The organism is Synechococcus sp. W60.3 (genome assembly GCF_047502615.1).
In the GTDB taxonomy this organism is placed as follows: Bacteria; Cyanobacteriota; Cyanobacteriia; order Thermostichales; family Thermostichaceae; genus Thermostichus.
On sequence record NZ_JANSHJ010000060.1, the window covers coordinates 1 to 4,250 of the forward strand.

4 protein-coding genes and 2 pseudogenes are annotated in these 4,250 nt (G+C 57.3%); all 6 read left to right on the forward strand.

Annotation, left to right across the window (positions count from 1 at the left end; translation table 11 throughout):
• Positions 1 to 247, forward strand: a pseudogene (locus NW846_RS12265) (flavodoxin FldA); the annotation flags it as partial.
• 48 nt (positions 248 to 295) lie between these two features.
• On the forward strand, positions 296 to 1,876 hold the full coding sequence (locus tag NW846_RS12270; RefSeq protein WP_414516147.1) for a chlorophyll a/b binding light-harvesting protein: 1,581 nt from the start codon (positions 296 to 298) through the stop codon (positions 1,874 to 1,876).
• Between the two features lie 216 nt (positions 1,877 to 2,092).
• Entirely contained in the window at positions 2,093 to 2,791 is a 699-nt protein-coding gene (locus tag NW846_RS12275; RefSeq protein ID WP_240527943.1) for an alpha/beta fold hydrolase, read from the forward strand.
• A gap of 181 nt (positions 2,792 to 2,972) precedes the next feature.
• Positions 2,973 to 3,419, forward strand: a pseudogene (locus NW846_RS12280) (universal stress protein).
• 289 nt (positions 3,420 to 3,708) lie between these two features.
• Entirely contained in the window at positions 3,709 to 4,062 is a 354-nt protein-coding gene (locus tag NW846_RS12285) for a ferredoxin-thioredoxin reductase catalytic domain-containing protein (RefSeq protein ID WP_011431390.1), read from the forward strand.
• 96 nt (positions 4,063 to 4,158) lie between these two features.
• On the forward strand, positions 4,159 to 4,250 hold a 92-nt coding region (locus NW846_RS12290; protein ID WP_414348543.1), incomplete at its 3' end, for a photosystem II reaction center X protein.

Here is a 4,250-nt window from a genome sequence, read left to right on the forward strand (position 1 = left end):
TGGGGATCAGTTGGGCTATCCCGACAACTTTCAAGATGCCATGGGGATCCTGGCCCAAAAAATTGCCGAGCGCGGCGGAAAAAACGTCGGCTCCTGGCCTACAGAAGGCTACGAGTTCAATGAGTCCAAGGGAGTGGTTAACGGCGAGTTTGTCGACCTTGCTCTGGATGAAGACAATCAGCCGGAGCTGACGGAAAAACGAATTAAAGAGTGGACGGCCAAACTCAAAACACTCTTCAATCTGTAATCTCAAACTCGGCTTCTTAGCTTGTTGTGGATACTGTGGGAGTTTGTCATGACTGGCGCAGTTCTATCTTCATCGCCTACCTTTGCTGAGGGATCCCCTCAGGTGAGCTGGCTGGCGGGCAATGCTCGCTTGGTGAATCTGTCCGGAAAGCTGCTGGGGGCCCACGTGGCCCATGCGGGGTTGATCATGCTGTGGGCCGGCGGCATGACTTTGTTTGAGGTGGCCCACTGGGATCCGGCTCAGCCCATGGGCAGCCAGGGGCTGATCTTGCTGCCCCATTTGGCCACGTTGGGCATCGGCGTGAATGCAGAGGGGGTGGCCACGGATCCCTATCCCTTTTTTGTGGTGGGCGTTCTGCACCTGATTGCCTTGGCGGTGCTGGGGGCAGGAGGGATCTTCCACGCCCTTTTGGGGCCGGAGGTGCTGGCCAAGGGAGAAACCTTTGCCGAGTTTTTCGGCTACGACTGGGAAGACGACGACAAGATGACCACCATCCTGGGGATCCACCTGCTGCTGCTGGGGCTGGGGGCCTGGTTGCTGGTGGCCAAAGCGCTCTTCTGGGGAGGGCTGTACGATGCTCAACTGGGCCGCGTGCGCGTAGTTACGGATCCCACCCTCAATCCGCTGCGGATCTTTGCCTACCTGACGCCGCTCATGGGCCAGCAGGGCATGGCCGCCGTGAACAATCTGGAAGATCTGGTGGGAGGGCACATCTATGTCGGCCTGCTCTGTGTGCTGGGGGGATGGTGGCACATAGCCACACGGCCCTTTGCCTGGGCCAAGCAGGTGCTGATCTACTCGGGCGAAGCCTACCTCTCCTACAGCCTGGGGGCCCTGGCCTACATGGGCATCTTGGCGGCCTATTTTGTCAGCGTCAACGAGATCGCCTATCCGGTGGCTTTCTACGGGCCGCTGGGGCTGGCTGCCGACGAGATGGGTGTGGTGAGCAGCCGCACCTGGTTGGCCACAGCCCACTTTGTCTTGGGGATCCTGTTTTTGGCGGGGCACATCTGGCATGCCATCCGGGCGCGGGCGGCAGCCAGCGGCTTTGACTTCCAGCACGGGGGCTGGGTGCGAGCCACAGATCCGCAGGTGGGCAACTTGGACACGCCGGTAAACCGGGGCGATCTCACCCTGCTGCTGCTGCAAAACCTGCCCATCTACCGGGAGGGCCTCTCTCCTTTTTTGCGCGGCTTGGAGATCGGCATGGCTCATGGGTACTTCCTGGTGGGGCCGTTTTACAAGTTGAGTCCGCTGCGGAATTCGGAGCAGGCCCTGACGGCAGGGACGCTGGCGACCATCGGCCTGGTGCTGATCCTGACGGTTTGTCTCTCCATTTACGGACGGGTGTCCTTTCCTCGCTCGCGGCTGGTGGCAGTGGTCAATACCCCCTACGGCGAGGTGGCCTATCCGACGCCGGGCGTGCAACTGATGGCCGAATCGCAGGGATCCCCTCAGCCGGTGCGCGTGCCGGCAGGCTCTGAGGATTTGCCGGAAAACTTGCGCACCCGCGCCGGTTGGAGCCAGTTGGCCGGAGGGTTTCTGGTGGGCGGCGTTGGCGGTGCCCTGTTTGCCTACATGCTCCTGGGCAGCGGCGATGTGGTAGCCCAGATTTTGCCGGGGCTGTAAAGGAGGGTTGAGGCTTCTCAAAGCAGGGAGGGGAGATCCTCATCCCCTCCTCTCTGTCGAGATCTGGCTCTACCTTTTGCCTGCCGGCTTCTGGATCCGATAACCCTTTTTTATGAAGCTTTTGTCAGCCAGCAACTTTAATCTTTCGACCGTCGAAATGGGATGGCTAAAATGAGCTTAGGTTCCACTTCTGCGCCTTCTTTTGAAGCACTTTATTTGGGCGTTTCTCCCAGTCTAAAGCTTTTCGATCGGCCTCTGTTGGGATCCCTGGGAAAATGTTTCCGTGTAGCCTACTGGGAGTATCACCAAACCCAGGATGAGCCCTGTAGTTTGGAGACAGTCGTGACGCTGCTATACGAATACCTAAAAGCTTGGGATCGACCGGTACATCTCATCGGCCACGGCTTGAGCGGGGTGGTTGCCTATCTTTTTGCCTACTATTACCCCCAGCGGATACGGTCTCTAACCCTGCTGGCTGTAGGCAGTCAGCCTGCCGCCACCTGGCATGCCCATTTCTACGTGCAACGAAAAATGTTTTGCTGTAGCCGAGAACAGCTCCTGGTGCGTATAGCTCAGAGCCTTCTGCCAGCTTCAGAACAGTGGCGAGCGCGCTCACTCTCCCGCGCCCTGGCTAAAGATTTAGACACTTCCCCCATACCTCATTCCCTATTTCAGGTGGTAGCGATTCCAGCCCAGAAAGTGCCGGTGCCGATGTTGGTTTGCGCCAGCGAGGATGATCCCATTGTGGATCCTGCTTCGCTGGAGCAGTGGGGAAACTACTTAAAGCCAGGGGATCAAATGTGGTTTTGTCCTGGGGGGCGACACTTTTTTCACTATTCTTTTCCAAGTTTGGTCAACTTGAAAATCATGGATTTCTGGCAAAAGCTGCAGCAATTGCAGACCAGCCTTGCCTGAAAGACTGGCCTTTGTCCTTAGCTCAACTGCGAGTTTTGTCAGCAACCCCCAACCCCCGCAGATTGCTGGTGGCTCTAACCCTCCAAACAGACAGAAAGAGCTCTCATGCCATAGGGATCTCATCGCCGCCCACAGCGCCCCCAGAGAGACGGCCTCCACCCGGCTCCCCGCTAGAAGTAAAATGGGAGGGGTCGAGCCGGGCTTAAGCGGGGGATCCGCGACTAGGTTCGACAAGCTGCTCTTTCCCATCGACAACTCGCGCGAGACCAGCCACGCCTTGCCCTTGGTGGCAGACCTAGCGCAGCGCTGCAAAAGTCGGGTGTACTTGCTCTCGGTACTGGACAACATGGAGCTTGACGCGGAGCGAGCAGAACAAGCCCGGCAGAACATTCAGAACCTGCCCAAACAGACGGAGCTGGGCCTGCAGTAAATCGGCATCAACAGCGTCAAGAGCGAGTATCGCGAGGGAAAAGTACCCTTCGTCATCTGCGACGTGGCGGACGAGCTGGAGATCAGCCTGATCGTGATGGGATCCCGCAGCCTCAGCCTGTCTGCCGAGGGGCAGAACAACTCCGTCAGCCACCGCCTCATCGACCTTGCTCCCTGCCCGGTGCTGGTCGTGCCCTGAGAAAAGGGATCCCGGTCAGCGTGATCCTGTAGAGTACCCTAGGGCGGGGTCTTGCCAAGTCCAAACAATGTTGCCTTGTGTAACAGCACGGCTGTCACTGTTTGTCTTCTCTAAAAGTCTGCAGTACAACGAAGAGCAAGATACAGCTTTGTCCGACTTCGGGGGAGGTCTGTAGAATCAGCAGGATCCCGGCATACGCACATCTGTATTAACTTCAGAAAGTGTGGCCGGAAGAAGCTGTGAGCCTCATTACCAGCAACAGCCGGTCAGTTCCCTTCCGAGAATCGTCATGGAAAGTCGTGGTTACAACAAGGCCTCCCAGAAGACTTTTGAGGTGATGCGGCATTTCGCAGAAACCTACGCCAAACGTACCGACACTTTTTTCTGCTCTGATCCTACGATTACGACAGCGGTGATCGAGGGCTTGGCTCTGCACAAAGAGCAATTGGGCGCTCCGCTCTGCCCCTGTCGTTTTTATGAAGACAAAGAGGCGGAAGTGAAAGCCGGCTATTGGAACTGCCCCTGTGTACCCATGCGGGAGCGAAAGGAATGCCACTGTATGCTCTTTTTAACTCCAGATAACCCCTTCGCCGGCACCAGCCAAACCCTAGAGGAGGTGCCCCTAGAGTACCAGGCGAAATAGTCGGCAATGCGTCTGTCTCTGGGTTGAGCGACAAAGACCAGTATAATCGGGAAATAGTTGAGTGGTTGATAGTCGCACGAGGAGGAAACTCTTTTTATGACTCCCTCACTGGCTAATTTTCTCTGGAGCTTGGTGTACGGCGCAGTGGTGCTGGGGCTTCTCTTCGGCGCCATCGTCTTCGTCAGCCA

Coding starts and splice junctions, on each gene's coding strand:
- NW846_RS12285 (WP_011431390.1), top strand. CDS start 3,709: ATGGAAAGTCGTGGTTACAACAAGGCCTCCCAGAAGACTTTTGAGGTG.
- NW846_RS12270 (WP_414516147.1), top strand. CDS start 296: ATGACTGGCGCAGTTCTATCTTCATCGCCTACCTTTGCTGAGGGATCC.